The organism is Mixta mediterraneensis (assembly GCF_030283135.1).
Lineage (GTDB): Bacteria > Pseudomonadota > Gammaproteobacteria > Enterobacterales > Enterobacteriaceae > Pantoea > Pantoea mediterraneensis.
In genome coordinates this window covers 1-15139 of sequence record NZ_JASUAZ010000040.1, presented here as the reverse complement: position 1 = coordinate 15139, position 15139 = coordinate 1, and the positions used below count along the sequence as shown (strand labels likewise).

Genomic DNA, 15139 nt, shown 5'->3' with positions numbered 1-15139 from the left:
GACTACGCTCACAGGACGCGGTTTTCAGTTAGCAATAAAAAAACGACCTGCAAAACAGGTCGTTTTTTCTTTGGCTCTAAATATGCCAAAGCGTTTAGTCGTGTGCGACCGCGCTTTCAATCGTCAGGCGCACATCGCTGGTGACTAAATCAGCCAGTATGAGCCAGGTCGCCCGCGTTTGCGTCACGTCAGCATCACCGCTGTCACTGATATATCCTTCATCGCGTAACGTCAACACTAATGAAGTAAAGACCGCTTTGTCAAAGAATTCCGGCGCATTGATGCCATGCAAAACGGAAAGGCGTTGAGCCAGCGTGCGGCTCTCTTTTTCCAGCGTGCCACGGTTAATTGCGGGCCTGGCGCTTAGAATCGAGAAAGTAATGGCGTAACGTTGCAGTGTTTCTCGTATACCGGCAGCCAGTAGTTGCAGGGTACGATACCGCGCAGCGGTAAAGCGCAGCTGACCGTTTTCGGTGGTAATCAACCCCTGACGCGCCAGCTCCTGACAGAAGTCAGACAGGAGCTGCGGTAATTCATCTGTTTGCCAGCGCAGGAACAACTCGCTCTTCAGCATCGGATAAATCAGGCTAACCTGGCGCAGCAGCCCGGCTTCGCTCAAACCAGGATGCTGCTGGATGATTGCAGCAATCAGCGATGGCACGACCAGCATGTGATGAATATTGTTACGGTAATAGGTCATCAACACCGCCTGCTCACGCGGCAGGATAATGATGTCGCCGATATTGTCCTTTTCGCTTTCAAACTTATTCATTCCCAGCGCATGGTCAAGCAGCGCTTCGGCCGAAAGATCCGGCAGGGTGGAATGTGGCGAGTAAGGGACGTTGCGCAGCAGTTGGGTATAACATTCAAGCTGTTCGATTAACTGCTCACGCGTTAAGGAGCGCTGGCGTGAAGCAAGCAGTGCCGTAACGCACAAGTTCATTGCATTAGCCGCGCCCGCTTCATTAATACGTACCATCAAACGCGCAGCAATATCGTTTACCGTCGGTGTTAACCAGCTGGGACGCTGAGGCTCTATCGGATCGATAGCATCACGCCACTCGGGTACACGCTTGTTAAGATAGTTAACCAGCGGCAGGGGTTCGCCAAAATTAACGTAACCCTGACCCAGATTGCGCAACTTACGCAGGCTGCGCACCATCTGCATAAAACCTTCTTTTTCCTTGGCCGCGCCACGTAGTTCTTTGGCGTAAGTGCCCACTTCCATCACGTGTTCATAGCCAATATAAATTGGCACCAGCGTGATCGGACGATTACCGCCACGCAGCATCGCCTGAAGCGTCATTGCCAGCGTACCGGTTTTCGGGTCCAGCAGGCGTCCAGTGCGCGAACGCCCGCCTTCAACAAAATACTCAACCGAATAACCGCGGGTAAACAACTCGCCCAGATATTCACGGAATACGGTGGAATAGAGTTTATTGCCTTTGAAGGTTCGACGAATAAAGAAGGCGCCGAGTCGGCGAAAAATCGGGCCAGCAGGCCAGAAGTTGAGATTAATGCCCGCCGCGATATGTGGCGGCACTAGTCCTTGATGATAAAGCACATAAGACAGCAGCAGATAATCCATATGGCTGCGGTGGCAGGGCACATAAACAATTTCGTGGCCATCTTGCGCCAGCTGACGAACGCGTTCGCCGCCGTTCACGTTAATGCCTTGATAGAGGCGGCTCCACAACCAGCCCATGACACGATCGGTAACGCGAATCGCTTCATAGGAGAAGTCGGCCGCAATTTCTTCCATCATCTCAACCGCATTTTGCTGCGCTTTTTCATGAGAGATTTTTTTGCTGCGTGCTTCATCTTCAACCGCTTTCTCAATGGCTTTTGATTGCAACAAGCGACTGAAGAGATCCTGACGGGCTGGCAAGCGCGGCCCAATTGCAGCCAGACGCTGACGAGCAAAGTGTATACGCGCGACGCGTGCCAGCTTCTGAGCGATAGATTGATCGGTGCCATGCTCGGTCGCCATACGGCGCAGCGAAACGGTAGGAGAGAAACGCACAAAACTGTCACGCCCGTGCCAGACTACCGCGAAGAATTTTTGCACGCTATTCAATACGCGCAAATGCGGTGTATCTTCACCCTGAACCTCGCGGCCAGGCGCACGACCAAACATAACCGTCACCGGTAGCATTTGAATATCGAGATCGGGGTTATTGCGGTGTAAATCGAGATAATCATGGAAGATCTTGACCGACTCAACACTCGGCACGAAATAGGGAAATACGCGCGGCCCGTCGTGAATAAAAACGTGGCGTGGCAGCAGTGTTCCATCAATCTCCAGCGGAGAGAGGGGATCAGGGAGATCGTGTTTAATACACTGCGCGCGTAAAGTCAGTAAGTCGGCCTTCGAATCGTAAGGCAGAACATACATAATGGGCCGGGTAGGGTCCAGCCCATGTTCAGAAACGGGATCGGCCGGAATGGCCTTACTCTTTACCAAAAACGAGAGTGGTAAATTCAGTAATTTATAATAAAGTTTACGCCAACCTGACATAGACAACATGAAGCCTCTTGTTAGCAAAGCGCCGCAAGCATACCAGAAAGTGCAGCGAAGATCTGTGGTGGTGCCAACGGCACGCAGCCCAGACATTGACGTCAATTCATTGAAAGGGTTCCCATCACATGGCAAATAATGCCGTCGGTTTTATCAGAATAGTGAAAGCTGCCGGTTATTCGTGGCAAGGACTGCGCGCCGCATGGCGACACGAGGCGGCCTTCCGCCAGGAAGCGATTGCGGCTTTAATTGCGATCGTCGTGGCTTGCTGGCTGGACATAGACACAATAACCCGCGTATTAATGATTGGTGCCGTGGTATTCGTCATCATTGTTGAAATCCTGAATAGCGCCATTGAGTCGGTGGTTGATCGTATCGGACCAGAACACCATCCACTGGCGGGGCGAGCAAAAGACATGGGTTCAGCTGCTGTATTGCTGAGCATCATACTGGCCGTTTTTGTTTGGATCGCCTTGCTTTGGTCGCATTTGCGATAGGCTTTCCAGAAGCTGTCAACCGGCTGATTATTCCCCCACTTTCGGTTTCCATTTCGCCAATACCTGTATATACTCACAGCGACTGTATAAACAACCAGGGGGCGGGATGAAAGCGTTAACCAGCAGGCAGCAGCAGGTCTATGACCTGATTCGCGATCACATTAATCAAACAGGCATGCCGCCAACGCGTGCAGAAATCGCCGCGCAACTGGGCTTCCGTTCACCTAATGCGGCAGAAGAACATCTCAAAGCATTAGCGCGTAAGGGCGTAATTGAGATTGTCTCTGGTGCTTCCCGTGGGATCCGCCTGTTAATGGAAGAAGAGGCCTCTGAAGGTTTGCCGTTAATTGGCCGTGTTGCCGCCGGTGAACCCTTGCTGGCACAAGAGCACATCGAAACGCATTACAAAGTCGATCCTGATCTGTTTAAACCGGCAGCAGATTTCCTGCTGCGCGTCAGTGGTATGTCAATGAAAGACATTGGCATCATAGACGGGGATTTACTGGCAGTGCACAAAACGCAAGACGTGCGTAATGGACAGGTGGTTGTCGCGCGTATTGATGATGAAGTCACGGTAAAACGCTGGAAAAAACAGGGTTCTGTTGTGCATCTCCTGCCAGAAAACAGTGAATTCGAACCAATTATAGTCGATACGCGTGCTCAATCGCTGACAATTGAAGGCTTAGCGGTTGGTGTGGTTCGTAATGGTGAGTGGCTGTAATCCTGCGTTAGCCGCTTCCGTTCGTTGATCCTGATGCTATTCTGTCTGCCCACGTTTCGCCGCTGCTGTTTTAACTGTTGATGCAGCGGCTCTGAGCACGGATCTGCGAATGCGTTTTCTGACTGCAACCGATAAAAATCTTTGGCGGCTGGCGCTGCCCATGATCCTTTCTAATATCACCGTTCCACTGCTTGGGCTGGTCGATACCGCTGTTATTGGTCACCTTGATAGTCCGATTTATCTCGGCGGCGTAGCCGTTGGCACCACGATCACCAGCTTCCTGTTTATGCTGTTACTTTTTTTACGCATGAGTACCACCGGTTTAACAGCGCAGGCTTTTGGTGCAAATAACAAAGCTGCGCTGGCGCGCGCGCTTACGCAGCCGTTAATGTTGGCGCTGCTAGCCGGAGTAATATTTATTTTTCTACGCGATCCGGTTAGCCAACTCGCTACGCGTTTGATCGGGGGGAATCCGCAGGTACTGGAGCAGGCGACGCTGTTCATCCACATTCGCTGGCTTAGCGCCCCCGCGACGCTGGCAAACCTGGTCATCCTGGGCTGGCTGCTTGGCGTCCAGTATGCCCGGGCACCGGTGATCCTGCTGGTGGTAGGGAATCTGGTTAATATTCTGCTCGATTTATGGCTGGTGCTGGGGTTGCATTGGGAAGTAGCGGGTGCAGCGACAGCAACCGCATTAGCGGAATACGTAACGCTGGCGGTAGGCATCGCGATGGTATGGCGCGTATTAGCGCTACGCGGCATTGATATGGCTTTGATTAAGCAGAGCTGGCGTGGCGATATGGGCCGTCTGTTAAGGCTTAATCGCGACATTATGCTGCGTTCGCTGATGCTGCAACTCTGTTTTGCTTCGCTGACAATGTTGGGCGCACGTATTGGGCCTGACGTGGTGGCTGTTAATGCCGTACTGCTGATGTTTATTACTTTCACCGCTTACGCGCTTGATGGTTTTGCCTATGCTGTAGAAGCATTTGCCGGTGAAGCGCATGGCGCAAAAGACGGCAGTAAATTAATGCATGTCTGGCATGCTGCCTGTCGTCAGGCGCTGCTGGTCGCAATCATTTTTTCACTGATTTATGCCGTATTTGGCGTACAGATTGTCTCTTTGCTGACCTCTATCAATGCGCTCCGGCTGATGGCCGATCGCTATTTGGTGTGGCAAATTATCATGCCGCTTATTGGTGTTTGGTGTTATTTGCTGGATGGGATGTACATTGGCGCAACGCGTGGACGCGAAATGCGCAATAGCATGACTATTGCAGCGCTGGGGTACTTTGTCACGTTGTTCACTTTACCCTGGTTAGGCAATCATGCTTTGTGGCTGGCTGTTATGGTGTTTCTCTCCTTACGGGGCCTGACGTTATGGCTTATCTGGCGTCGTCACTGGCAACGCAAAACCTGGTTTTCTGTCTGACGTTATCAATCAAAAATTTGAGCCAGGTTACAAAATAATCTGTATTGTTCCAGCAAGTCTCCGGTTTATTACTATAATTATCTTTCAACAGCGCAATTAACCAGCGCTTTATATCGGGATTGTCTCGCAATACGCGATATATAATGAAACCTAAGGATGACTGGAGGTCTGCAATGAATCACGACGAAACGAGTGGTAACTGGAAGCAGTTCAAAGGGAAAGTAAAAGAAAAATGGGGCAAGCTGACAGACGATGATATGCAGGTTATCGAAGGTAAACGCGATCAGCTTGTTGGAAAAATTCAGGAACGTTATGGCTACGCTAAGGATGAGGCGGAAAAAGAAGTGACTGACTGGGAAGGCCACAATAAAGACTATCGCTGGTAATTAAACCTGTTTGATAACGATGCTCCTACCCCCGGTACGCTCATGCCGGACAGGCACAAGGATGTGCCATTTATCCTTTTTTTCCTCGCTTTTTAACGTCGGCTTGATGATCATGTTCACAACTTTCATGATGCGTACAGGCTTCAACTTCAACGCAATTTTCACATAACCCATGTGCTTCAATAACGCTATGACGCAGCGTAAAATGGGCTTCGTTAGCCAGTATCCCGATAATGGTCTCTATACCCTGCGCATGTTTTTCAATCACTACTGCACAACGCTCACACACCAACATGACTGAAGTATGAGCCGGCGCTTCAAAATGATGGCACATCACATAGCTATTATTAGATTCAACGCGATGGATAAAACCTTGTTCAAGCAAAAAATCTAAGGCGCGATAAACGGTTGGCGGCTTTGCTTGTGGCTCGCTTACGCGCAGTTGATCAAGCAAATCATAGGCGCTAATTGAACCTGGCTGTTCAGCCATCAGACGCAACACTTCCGCACGCTGGGCAGTTAAACGCACGCCGCGTTGCAGGCACAGTATTTCTGCCTGGGACATAATTTGCTCTGACGTCATCGTCGACATGAAAACTCTCCGCTAGACAATTAATGTTATTTTATCACACAAAATTATCTTACGCAGAGGTTGCTTTGTGAGCGCGAAATACGCGTTTTATCAATAATCTGATGTTTAATTTTTAGGTTTTGCTGCACTTTCTGTTACAGCTGTTCCATTCAATGACAGCAGGTTACAGGGCTATTCGCTGTTTTGCTTTGCATCTCATGGAGTTAAGAAGTAATGTTCAAAATTACTTAATAAATGACTGGTATTGTAACGTTTTCCCTACACCATTTTTAACAATAACAATGCATATCTGATAGAAAAATATTCAATCTTTTGAATTGAGACACTGTTTCCTTTGAATTCACAGCAATAACGCGTTAGCCGACATTCACAATAGTGCTAACAACCTATTCAGTCGTTGAATGCTTCGACGGCACTTTTCACAGGCGATGGCAGACAAATGGTGAAAAAATTCGTTCAGCGCTCAGCGCTGGTTTATCCCGCTGTATTGAATGCACTGTTTCTTTCTTCTTCCGCTATGGCGGCAGGTACATGGTACGACGCGCGTAACGATGCAATGGGCGGTACGGGGGTTGCTTCATCAACATATGGATCGGCGGTACTGGCAAACCCGGCATTAATGACCAAAGCTAAACCCGATGATAAAGTCAGCATTATTTTCCCGTCTGCTGGTGTGCAAATTACCGATAAAGACCATCTGGTCGATAAAGTTGATGATATTTCCGATACGGTCGATCGCTATCAGAATGTTATTGATAATCTGACTTTTGCCGACTACTTACGCGGTTATCCCGAATTGAAAGCTGCGTCAGGCGATGTTGCCAATAAACTGAGCGACTTACGCGGTAATAAAGCCGATGGTAGCGCAGGTGTCTCTTTAGCGGTCACCCTGCCTGATGAAAACTTTCCTTTCGCTTTTGTGACTAAAGCCTACGGAACTGTGCACGCTCAGGCAAACGTTGCACAGAGCGATATTGACTATTTGCAAGGTGTGGCAAACGGTACCGTCATTCCTGTGGCTGGCGATCAGGATAATTTGCGGTCCAGCGCTAATGGCCTTGCGGCTTTGGTTACTGATTACGGGATTTCCGTCGCGCATGAATTCACTATTGCCGGTCAACCTGTTTCAATTGGCGTAACACCAAAGCTTCAGAAAACCTGGTTATATAACTATACCGATAGCCTCTACAACTACGATAAAAATGATATTAACAGTTCGCGTTATCGCCGTTCTGATACCGGTTTCAACGTTGATGCAGGGCTGGCAACAACCTTTGCTGAAAACTGGACCTTCGGCCTGTCCGGACAAAACCTAATTTCACGCGATCTTGATACTAAAGAAGTGAATGGGTATCGCGACACCTATCAAATCCGACCTTTGGTAACGACAGGACTCTCCTGGGACAAAGGGCCTTTCACCCTGACGGGCGACGTGGATTTAACCGAAAACAAACGCTTTAAGTCAGAAGGCAACAGCCAGTATGCCGCTGTTGGCGGGGAGTATCGCGTGTTGGACTGGTTCCAGTTACGTGCCGGGTATCGTGCAGATATGCGCTCAACCGATGAGAATGTAGTGACCGCAGGTTTTGGCCTGTCACCCTTTAACAAAGCGGTACATTTAGATCTGGCCGGTTCGGTGGGCGAAAACAACACATGGGGCGCGATGATGCAGCTCGGTTTTAATTTCTGACGTGTCAGAGTGAACAGAGGAGGGGACGATGCCATATCGCCCCGCCTTGTGATATTCTTGCGCAGAATAACATCACTCTTAACCACCGGATTTCCTGCGCTTCATGACCGATACTTTCTCTCCGCAACGCTTTTCTGTCGCCCCCATGCTCGATGGGATTTACTACAAATAAAAATCAATAAGTTATGTTTTTGTGGGGTGCTATAGGGGTGCTGAATGGGGGGTTACTGCATTCTTTTAAGTTCTTCCTTCGCTTCTTTCCTCCTTTTATCAATGAACTCTGCCAGATCGCTGACGTGAACCATGCGAGGGGATTTCTGGCTGTCACCAATGCGGAAAGTGGGTAGTGGCAGATCGCCGCATCCAGCCTTTTTATCCGCTGTTGCAGGTTTCATTCCAAGATAACGTTCAGATATGTCGGCCAGCGGAATTGTTGAGGTTTCAAACTCCGCCATCAGCAAAAACATAGTATTCATTTCAAACCTCGCTTTCTCATTGCCTCAAGCAGAATGTCCTGCACTTCGCGTTTTGAATCGCGCCGCTGCATTACCAGTTCGTCTACGGTATCGGCGGCGATAATGTGGTGTATCCAGACCGGACGGTTGTGCCCTGCCTGAATCTGGCGTGTTGGCCCTATACGTTCGATAATTTGCTGATACTGTTCCAGATCCCACCAGTGAGAGAAAAACGCCAGTATATTGCCGCCATCCTGTAAGTTGAGTCCGTGGCCTGCGCTGGCCGGGTGAGCAAAAAGGACAGGTATTTTTCCGGCGTTCCAGTCGTGCAGCGTCTGCGGATCGGAATCGAGCTGTTTACCCTTTGGAAAGGCTTTCAGTAAACGGGCTAAATCACTTTTAAAGTGGTAGGCAACCAGCACCGGCATACCGCCAGATTCGGCAATCACGCTTTCCAGCGCCTGTAATTTGGCGTCGTGAATTTCTGACCAGGTACCTTTGTCGTCGGTATAGATAGCACCGCTGGCGATTTGCAGACACTTCACCGTTTTGGCGGCGGCGTTCTGCGCTTCGATGTCGGTGCCGTCCAGTTCCAGAAACATCTGTTTTTCCATTTCCTGGTACTGTTGCCGTGCCTTTGCTGGCATCTGCACCCGGATAACGTTGTGGATCGGTTCCTCAATATCAAACCAGTCGGCGGCATCCAGTGAGATAGTTACATCGCGTAACGCTGCCTGCATTTGTTCTTGCGCAAAGGGGCGTGGTTCCAGCGTTGACCATTGCTGGCCGGGAAACTGAATATTGTTAAACCAGCGAGAATTAAATGCGCCAAAGGTACGCCCCAGACGCTGGCCCTGATCAACAAACCATGCCTGGCCCCACAGGTCGATCAGGCCATTCGGTGCAGGCGTACCAGTGAGGTTCATCCAGCGGTGTACGTGCTTATGCGCGACTTTTGCCAGCGCTGCTGCGCGTTTACCACCTTGCCGTAACCGGAATGACTTTAACCGGGTGCTCTCGTCGGCGACCACGGTACCGAATGGCCAGCGGTCACCCAGCGTTTCAACCAGCCAGACCAGGTTATCGTAGTTGGTGGTATACACGCTGGCATTAGTGTTTTGCAGTGCAGCCAGCCGTTCTTTGACTGTGCCGACAATCGGCTGCATCTCAATGTTGCGGAGATGATTCCATTTATCGGCTTCATCCGGCCATGTTGACCGCGCCACACGCAGGGGGGCGAGAACCAGCACCGGTTGCGTTTCGGCACCGCACATAAAGAGATCTTCCAGCGTAGTCAGTGTGGCCAAACTTTTCCCCATACCCATGCCAGCCCACACGTTGCAGCGCGGATTATTAATGAGGAAATTGGTTATTAATTCCTGATAGGGCCTTGGGGTATATGGCTTTGCCACGTCAGTACCCCCGGACAACTTTTCGCCTTGCCAACATTTCGGCATGGTGTAGTTTGACGTGTTCACTTTGTGTCATTACTACCAGATTTTCTGGGCGATTATCGCGTTTATCATGATTAATATGATGAACAATTTCTCCACGTTTTTTCCGCTACCGTTCGGTGTTCATGACGTTGTGATTTTTTGCGGTAACTATCTTTTATTCCTTTATCCAGAAGCGCTTTACCAGAATTCATTTGTCCGCGTCTTGCTTGCTCTTCGCTACTGAAAAGTCGAGTATGGTGTCCGTGTTTAAAAGAGTAAGCCGTTAATTCACCACAGCCGCATGCACAAGGTTTCATTTTCCTTTCCTGCTTGAGCCAGCCGTAATGCTTTTGGCAACGGCCTTTGGCATGTACAGGCGAAAGGCAGCCATCGAAATAGCATATTTTGAGCATGAGAAAGTCCTCATAATTTAATATGTTTTATTTTTAATTTGGCGGCATTGAGCCGCCGTCATGATTATTTAGATGTTAATTGCAGGTTTTCGCATCGTCGTGTTATTACCGAAACGCAGGCTTCAATTATTTTTTGATGCTGTTGAATTGATATTTTTCCCCAGCCATATTCTTTAAGTACATTGGGTAAATTATCAGGGGTCGCGGTAATTGCGTCAGGATGCATTATTTTTGAATAGGTAACTTGGCCGTGTTCAATTGTGATCAGCAGTCTTGCGTTAACTCCCGCCAGCGCAACAATATCGGGGTTACCTTCTATAACTTTGTTAACATGGTGTCGGCGCAGGTATCCATGCCGGGCAAAGACAGCATCCTCTATCGTTGGATAAACGCCAACATAGATATTTTTTCCATCGATATTTACCTGTGCTGAATAGGGGTTTTTACGACTATTGCATCGGTAAACACCAGAGGGGAGCTTTTCTTCAGTAACTATTGATGCCGGTAACTCCTGCGGTATCTCTTTATCTATCAGGTCAAGTACCCATTTGCGAAACTCCTTCGCAACCGGAGTGCTGGCGAACATGGCTATCAGATGCGCGCCACGCAGGGAGAAAACTCTAACTTTTTTATGCTGTAACCCATTGTTTTTTTTCCGCTGACCCTCAAATTGAGGTTGAGCGTCATGCAGGGTGTAAACTCATCTGCGTTTCGATTATAGATCTGAGATATTTTGTCGCCGCGTGAATATTCCAGCGCAATTGCGGATCATCGCGTTAACTCACAATATTCCCTCCAGATTTTTGCTATCCAGCACTACTACGGTAAGGCCATGCGCCCGAAGCCGTTCATGTTCGCGCAACTGTTCGGGGCGTGGCTTCTCGCCGGGGGCTTTGCACTCGACGAAGACTGCCCGGCCACCCGGTAGCAGTACCAACCGATCCGGCACCGCGCGGCGACCGGGAGATAAAAACTTGTACGCGATGCCGCCAGCCTTTTTCACTTCCGCTACCAGGTGCTTTTCGATGGTGGATTCACGGATGTAGGCCATCGATAACCGCCTCTTTGAGTTTTCCTCGTCCGATCTGCATCAGGCAAAAGTCGGAGCGATTTTCGCTCCACTGCTGATTGATTCCGTTACGTGATAAGTGGCTGGCTTTTGTCCATACCTTTGCAGCGCGGCGGTAATCGCCCTCGCGCTCGATTTGCGCAGCCTCACGCGCAGCCCGGTAATACAAGGGGCTGTCATAATTTCTAAAAGACATAAGGGTTATTCCGGGAAAAAAGCTCTTTAAAAAAGAGCGTTCACTTCAGTAGGATTTTTTTAGAAGTTGTTGTAAAGCTTAAATAAACTCGTTTCCTGATTTAATTATTTCTATCCCCATTTCTTTTAGGCGTGTCTCACCGGATGATGTTATACCCCCCTGCATTATTTTTGAGGAACTTTCCTGATTACCTTGATAATCTTGGGGGTTACGTAAACAATCCATTAGTAAACGGGTGGTAATAGCAGAAGGCCCCAGATTTCTGTTCACTTTTGCTGCCATCTGCGCGACTTTTATGGTTTCCAGCGGTTGGTTTTTGATTGACACAATTTCTTTGATAATGACAGCATTTTCTTGTTGTGCGGGGCTTAAACGCGCATCAGGAACATGCTGATATTTAACTCCCTTCGTGCTGTCGATATTCATGTATCACCTCTTTAATGTCGGTTAGTTTAACTACGGCTAAAATTTACAATCCATTTTTCTGGTGTCAATCTTTTTTGTACCTGTATGCCTCGAACCCGCCAGCAGACAGTGGCAGATCTAAAGCCCATGCGGGGTTAGTTGCGAGCAGAGTATTCAGGTGTTCGTGGGAGTAATCGGCGGTGTTGGGGGCTTCGGTCAGCACTTCGTCATGCACCGTCAGTATGATGTCGTAACCGTTGTCCTCCACACCGGGCATATTCGCTGCCATCACATCACGGGCGGTAGCCTGGGTAACGTTTTCTGCCAGTTTGCCGCCGTAGGTTTGCAGGCGTTGCCATTTCCGGCTGTAAGTGTTGATGCCCATGTAGCTGATTTTGCCGCTGTCGTCGATACGTGCGCCGGGATAACAGACCGCCCGGCCAGAGGGAAGCTGGATACGAAGCCAGCTTCCGTCGCGGCGAAGTTTTAGTTTTCGGCAGGAAATGGTTATGTCCGGTGTAGCGATAGCACGGCGGGTGGCCTGGTCGATCTCCTTCCAGAAGCTGAATGTTGCCGCGTGCGCTTCGCGCCAGAGCCGCTTAAAGGAATCGCAAACGACATAAGCGCGCTTTGACAGTCCGTAGGTTCGCTTTTGTTTTACTGCCCATTCATATGCACGAACGGCTTCATCCAGTATGTTGCGCGGGATGTTGTCGATAGCGGCAGAGGCCATTTCTTCGAGGTCGATGTTGTACGCCAGAGAGAATGTCAGAAATGCGCCGACGCCCCCCTCATAGCCCAGCGCCAGTTCCTGCACTTTGCCGACCTGACGCTGATCTTTATCCACTTCATCCGGGGGGACGCCGAAAGATTTTGCATAGGCCAGCTTGTACAGGTCATGGCCAGCGCGGATCGCCTCGCCTTTTTCATCGGAGCCGATGATCGTGTCATAATCACGAAATGCCTGTAGCTTCCATTTCTCCCCGGCCAGCCACGCCAGTACGCGCCCCTCAATGTTGCTAAGGTCAGATACCACCAGTTTTTTACCCGCAGGTGCCATGATGCAGCCGCGCAACGCTGAACTGGTCAACTGCATCACATCATCATAAAGCAGGTCGGCGCACCCGGCTTTCAGTGCTTCAATACCAAAATCAATGTCGTTCTGCTTTAGCGTTGGTCTGGGGAGGTTTTGCGGCTGAAATAAGCGACCGGCCCAGCGGCCCGTACGCGATGCCCCACAAAACTGTAACGTTCCGCGCAGGCGTCCATCACGGCTGACGCCTTTCATCAGCGTTTTGTATTTGCTGGTGCTGGTGGAACTGGCCTGTAGGCGAATAGCGAGTAATTCACGAAGTTCAAACGGTAAATCAGGATCGTTAACCCGGCGCTGCAAGGTGCTGGCCTGCATATCGGGCAGTTCGATACCAAAGGCTTCTGCTATGTGTTTCAGCATGGCGTCACGCTGTGTTGCAGCCTGCACCTCATTGTCCGTGAGTTCCCGCGTTCGTTTGGCCAGAACCTTCTGTTCCATTTCAACAGCCGTAACCGCTGCCTCTGCAAGCTGCACGTCCATGAATACGCCGCGATCATTAATGCGCTGATCACGGTGCCAGAGCGCCAGTTCCTGACCTGAGTAATTCCAGGCAGGTAGCTTTTTGTCGATCTCGCGCATGGCATCGATATCCAGCCCGGCGTATTCAACGAATCGCTGCCACTCAACAGGGTGCGTTTTGGCAGTAGCGCGGCGGATAGTGCTGTTTTTGGGGCGAGGCTTACAGAATAGCTGGATCAGTTGCTTACCAGCCTTATCCTTGGCTTTATCCTGCGAAACACTGAGAATGTCACACAGATCGCCCAGCGAGCCCGGCAGACCGTGTGCCAGCGCCCTGACCATTGTATCCCGCCAGCGCTCGACGCCACCGGCTGCGACACCCGGCATGGCGTGATTTAATACCGTGCGGTCGAAATGGCTGTTATGAGCGTAAATCAGCACATCAGGATTTTTGAGCGCAAGTCGGAGTTCAAGAGGGATTTTTGCATTAGTGGTAACGTCCCATACCTGTACAGGATCACTATCAATCGCCCAGGCAAACAGCATGATCTCTACGTTTTCAGCGTAGGCATGGGTACCATTCTTGATAGGTGTTTCGCTATAGGTTTCGAGGTCGATAAAAAGGCGCTTAGGCATGTAGGTGTCTCCGGCCTGCGAGCACATCGGAAATCGTGCAGGGATTGATACCTAGTTCTCGCGCCAACTTTATTTTCCCTCCGTGAGGCATCAAGGGCGCTTTCTCCCGAATCCGGCGTACTATATCTGGGGTGATCCGCGTTTTTCCCTGTAGAACACGATCCCCATTGTTTTGGCTGCGTGTGGTGTACCTGAGGTTTTCAACCTTGTTATTCGCTCCATCGCCGTCAGCATGGGCCACGTCCATATTTGCGGGGCGGGGGCCTATAAACGCTTTAGCAACTAGTTGGTGCACCGGGCGTGAATTGCCTTTTCCTGGGGCTACAGTGACATGCCCATAAAGGCCGGAGCGCCCAGGTCTTAGTGCCCGGCCGGGGGATAGACGCGTAGTCTCTTTTCCGTGGGCGACGAAGCGCACCCTGTGGGGTAGGGACCGTACGCGGCCCAGATTGCTGACTTCGTAGCGGCCCTCATATCCTGGAACGGGCTTCCATATTTCAAACATAGCTATTCCTCGCAGGTGTTGTGCAAACAGGGATGCTCTTTGCAAAACACCCGGCGCATGGCCGGGCGGAGTTATTTTTTTGTAGAAAATTTAAGGGGTTGCTAAGCTCAACCCTATCTTCGCAACAATTAAGAAGAGTGTTATGCAGTTACTAAACTATTTCCGGGCGAGAGTGTGTAACAGTAGCTATGCAGCACTGGACTTGGCGCGTAAAAATCAAAAGTTTTGCGGACTGGCTGAAAAAATTGTTTCGGTCAAACAATCCAATGCGTGTATGAACTTAATACTATCGCATTCGAACGACAGAAAAATGGATGACTTATCCTACAAGCTCAATAAATACGACTTAGTTTTGAGACAGGTTAATACTATCTGGAATAGATGGCCCGGCAGTAAGTGGGACCTGGCTAACCGGTTGTAATAAAACACCCGGCATTTCGCCGGGTGGGATATCATCGATCAGGCTTGCGCGTCGTAGACGGTTGCTTCAGTCACACCGGCTTTAACACTCTCAACGACAGAGTTAAAGGCGTCTTCGATCACGCGCTCCGGGTTGATGAGCTTGAAGGTAAATGCCAGCTTACCTTCACGCAGACGGGCCTGCACCTCATATGATTCACCGTTATGGAACGGTGC

The 15139-nt window shown here is 50.0% G+C and carries 16 protein-coding genes and 1 pseudogene; 5 read left to right on the top strand and 12 right to left on the bottom strand.

Features of this window, described 5'->3' with window-relative positions:
• Positions 1 to 94 precede the first annotated feature (94 nt).
• Positions 95 to 2518 (bottom strand): glycerol-3-phosphate 1-O-acyltransferase PlsB, encoded by a 2424-nt coding sequence (gene plsB / locus QRY16_RS17520; protein ID WP_289777515.1) that lies wholly within the window; start codon positions 2516 to 2518, stop codon positions 95 to 97.
• Between the two features lie 128 nt (positions 2519 to 2646).
• Here plsB and QRY16_RS17515 point away from each other — a divergent pair, with 128 nt between their 5' ends.
• From QRY16_RS17515 to QRY16_RS17500, 4 genes are all read left to right on the top strand, one after another.
• Positions 2647 to 3015, top strand: coding sequence for a diacylglycerol kinase (locus QRY16_RS17515; protein ID WP_289777503.1), 369 nt, complete (start codon positions 2647 to 2649; stop codon positions 3013 to 3015).
• Positions 3016 to 3121: 106 nt separating this feature from the next.
• Entirely contained in the window at positions 3122 to 3736 is a 615-nt protein-coding gene (lexA, locus tag QRY16_RS17510; protein ID WP_193405792.1) for a transcriptional repressor LexA, read from the top strand.
• 109 nt (positions 3737 to 3845) lie between these two features.
• Positions 3846 to 5168, top strand: coding sequence for an MATE family efflux transporter DinF (gene dinF, locus QRY16_RS17505; protein WP_289777502.1), 1323 nt, complete (start codon positions 3846 to 3848; stop codon positions 5166 to 5168).
• A gap of 173 nt (positions 5169 to 5341) precedes the next feature.
• Positions 5342 to 5554: a CsbD family protein gene (locus QRY16_RS17500; RefSeq protein WP_193405794.1), complete on the top strand. Its 213-nt coding sequence runs from the start codon at positions 5342 to 5344 to the stop codon at positions 5552 to 5554.
• A gap of 70 nt (positions 5555 to 5624) precedes the next feature.
• Here QRY16_RS17500 and zur read toward each other — a convergent pair whose 3' ends face one another.
• Positions 5625 to 6146, bottom strand: coding sequence for a zinc uptake transcriptional repressor Zur (gene zur, locus QRY16_RS17495; protein ID WP_289777501.1), 522 nt, complete (start codon positions 6144 to 6146; stop codon positions 5625 to 5627).
• A gap of 439 nt (positions 6147 to 6585) precedes the next feature.
• Here zur and QRY16_RS17490 point away from each other — a divergent pair, with 439 nt between their 5' ends.
• The gene (locus tag QRY16_RS17490; protein WP_289777500.1) at positions 6586 to 7836 is read left to right on the top strand and encodes a conjugal transfer protein TraF; all 1251 of its coding nucleotides are present in this window, start codon (positions 6586 to 6588) and stop codon (positions 7834 to 7836) included.
• Positions 7837 to 8060: 224 nt separating this feature from the next.
• Here the strand turns inward: QRY16_RS17490 and QRY16_RS17485 are convergent, their stop codons facing one another.
• The 10 genes and pseudogenes from QRY16_RS17485 to QRY16_RS22255 form a co-directional block, all read right to left on the bottom strand.
• Positions 8061 to 8312, bottom strand: a complete 252-nt coding sequence (locus QRY16_RS17485; RefSeq protein WP_193405796.1) for a pyocin activator PrtN family protein — start codon at positions 8310 to 8312, stop codon at positions 8061 to 8063.
• Positions 8309 to 9748 (bottom strand): SNF2-related protein, encoded by a 1440-nt coding sequence (locus QRY16_RS17480; RefSeq protein ID WP_290428352.1) that lies wholly within the window; start codon positions 9746 to 9748, stop codon positions 8309 to 8311. The genes QRY16_RS17485 and QRY16_RS17480 overlap by 4 nt, the downstream gene beginning before the upstream one ends.
• The gene (locus QRY16_RS22260; RefSeq protein ID WP_419776145.1) at positions 9705 to 9824 is read right to left on the bottom strand and encodes an HNH endonuclease; all 120 of its coding nucleotides are present in this window, start codon (positions 9822 to 9824) and stop codon (positions 9705 to 9707) included. The genes QRY16_RS17480 and QRY16_RS22260 overlap by 44 nt, the downstream gene beginning before the upstream one ends.
• Positions 9820 to 10140: a hypothetical protein gene (locus tag QRY16_RS17475; RefSeq protein WP_289777498.1), complete on the bottom strand. Its 321-nt coding sequence runs from the start codon at positions 10138 to 10140 to the stop codon at positions 9820 to 9822. Before QRY16_RS17475 ends, QRY16_RS22260 begins: the two co-directional genes overlap by 5 nt.
• Before the next feature lie 469 nt (positions 10141 to 10609).
• Positions 10610 to 10905 (bottom strand): annotated as a pseudogene (locus QRY16_RS17470) (BRO-N domain-containing protein); the annotation flags it as partial.
• A gap of 16 nt (positions 10906 to 10921) precedes the next feature.
• The gene (locus QRY16_RS17465) at positions 10922 to 11191 is read right to left on the bottom strand and encodes a PDDEXK family nuclease (protein ID WP_289777497.1); all 270 of its coding nucleotides are present in this window, start codon (positions 11189 to 11191) and stop codon (positions 10922 to 10924) included.
• A complete protein-coding gene (locus QRY16_RS17460) occupies positions 11175 to 11405 on the bottom strand; it encodes an ANR family transcriptional regulator (protein ID WP_289777496.1) in 231 nt (76 codons plus the stop codon). The genes QRY16_RS17465 and QRY16_RS17460 overlap by 17 nt, the downstream gene beginning before the upstream one ends.
• Positions 11406 to 11483: 78 nt before the next feature.
• Entirely contained in the window at positions 11484 to 11831 is a 348-nt protein-coding gene (locus tag QRY16_RS17455) for a hypothetical protein (protein ID WP_289777495.1), read from the bottom strand.
• A gap of 64 nt (positions 11832 to 11895) precedes the next feature.
• Positions 11896 to 13998, bottom strand: coding sequence for a DNA polymerase family A protein (locus QRY16_RS17450; protein WP_289777494.1), 2103 nt, complete (start codon positions 13996 to 13998; stop codon positions 11896 to 11898).
• The gene (locus tag QRY16_RS22255) at positions 13991 to 14503 is read right to left on the bottom strand and encodes an NUMOD4 motif-containing HNH endonuclease (RefSeq protein WP_419776144.1); all 513 of its coding nucleotides are present in this window, start codon (positions 14501 to 14503) and stop codon (positions 13991 to 13993) included. The genes QRY16_RS17450 and QRY16_RS22255 overlap by 8 nt, the downstream gene beginning before the upstream one ends.
• Positions 14504 to 15139 lie beyond the last annotated feature (636 nt).

Coding starts and splice junctions, on each gene's coding strand:
- plsB (WP_289777515.1), bottom strand. CDS start 2,518: ATGTCAGGTTGGCGTAAACTTTATTATAAATTACTGAATTTACCACTC.
- QRY16_RS17515 (WP_289777503.1), top strand. CDS start 2,647: ATGGCAAATAATGCCGTCGGTTTTATCAGAATAGTGAAAGCTGCCGGT.
- lexA (WP_193405792.1), top strand. CDS start 3,122: ATGAAAGCGTTAACCAGCAGGCAGCAGCAGGTCTATGACCTGATTCGC.
- dinF (WP_289777502.1), top strand. CDS start 3,846: ATGCGTTTTCTGACTGCAACCGATAAAAATCTTTGGCGGCTGGCGCTG.
- QRY16_RS17500 (WP_193405794.1), top strand. CDS start 5,342: ATGAATCACGACGAAACGAGTGGTAACTGGAAGCAGTTCAAAGGGAAA.
- zur (WP_289777501.1), bottom strand. CDS start 6,146: ATGTCGACGATGACGTCAGAGCAAATTATGTCCCAGGCAGAAATACTG.
- QRY16_RS17490 (WP_289777500.1), top strand. CDS start 6,586: ATGGTGAAAAAATTCGTTCAGCGCTCAGCGCTGGTTTATCCCGCTGTA.
- QRY16_RS17485 (WP_193405796.1), bottom strand. CDS start 8,312: ATGAATACTATGTTTTTGCTGATGGCGGAGTTTGAAACCTCAACAATT.
- QRY16_RS17480 (WP_290428352.1), bottom strand. CDS start 9,748: ATGCCGAAATGTTGGCAAGGCGAAAAGTTGTCCGGGGGTACTGACGTG.
- QRY16_RS17475 (WP_289777498.1), bottom strand. CDS start 10,140: ATGCTCAAAATATGCTATTTCGATGGCTGCCTTTCGCCTGTACATGCC.
- QRY16_RS17465 (WP_289777497.1), bottom strand. CDS start 11,191: ATGGCCTACATCCGTGAATCCACCATCGAAAAGCACCTGGTAGCGGAA.
- QRY16_RS17460 (WP_289777496.1), bottom strand. CDS start 11,405: ATGTCTTTTAGAAATTATGACAGCCCCTTGTATTACCGGGCTGCGCGT.
- QRY16_RS17455 (WP_289777495.1), bottom strand. CDS start 11,831: ATGAATATCGACAGCACGAAGGGAGTTAAATATCAGCATGTTCCTGAT.
- QRY16_RS17450 (WP_289777494.1), bottom strand. CDS start 13,998: ATGCCTAAGCGCCTTTTTATCGACCTCGAAACCTATAGCGAAACACCT.
- QRY16_RS22255 (WP_419776144.1), bottom strand. CDS start 14,503: ATGTTTGAAATATGGAAGCCCGTTCCAGGATATGAGGGCCGCTACGAA.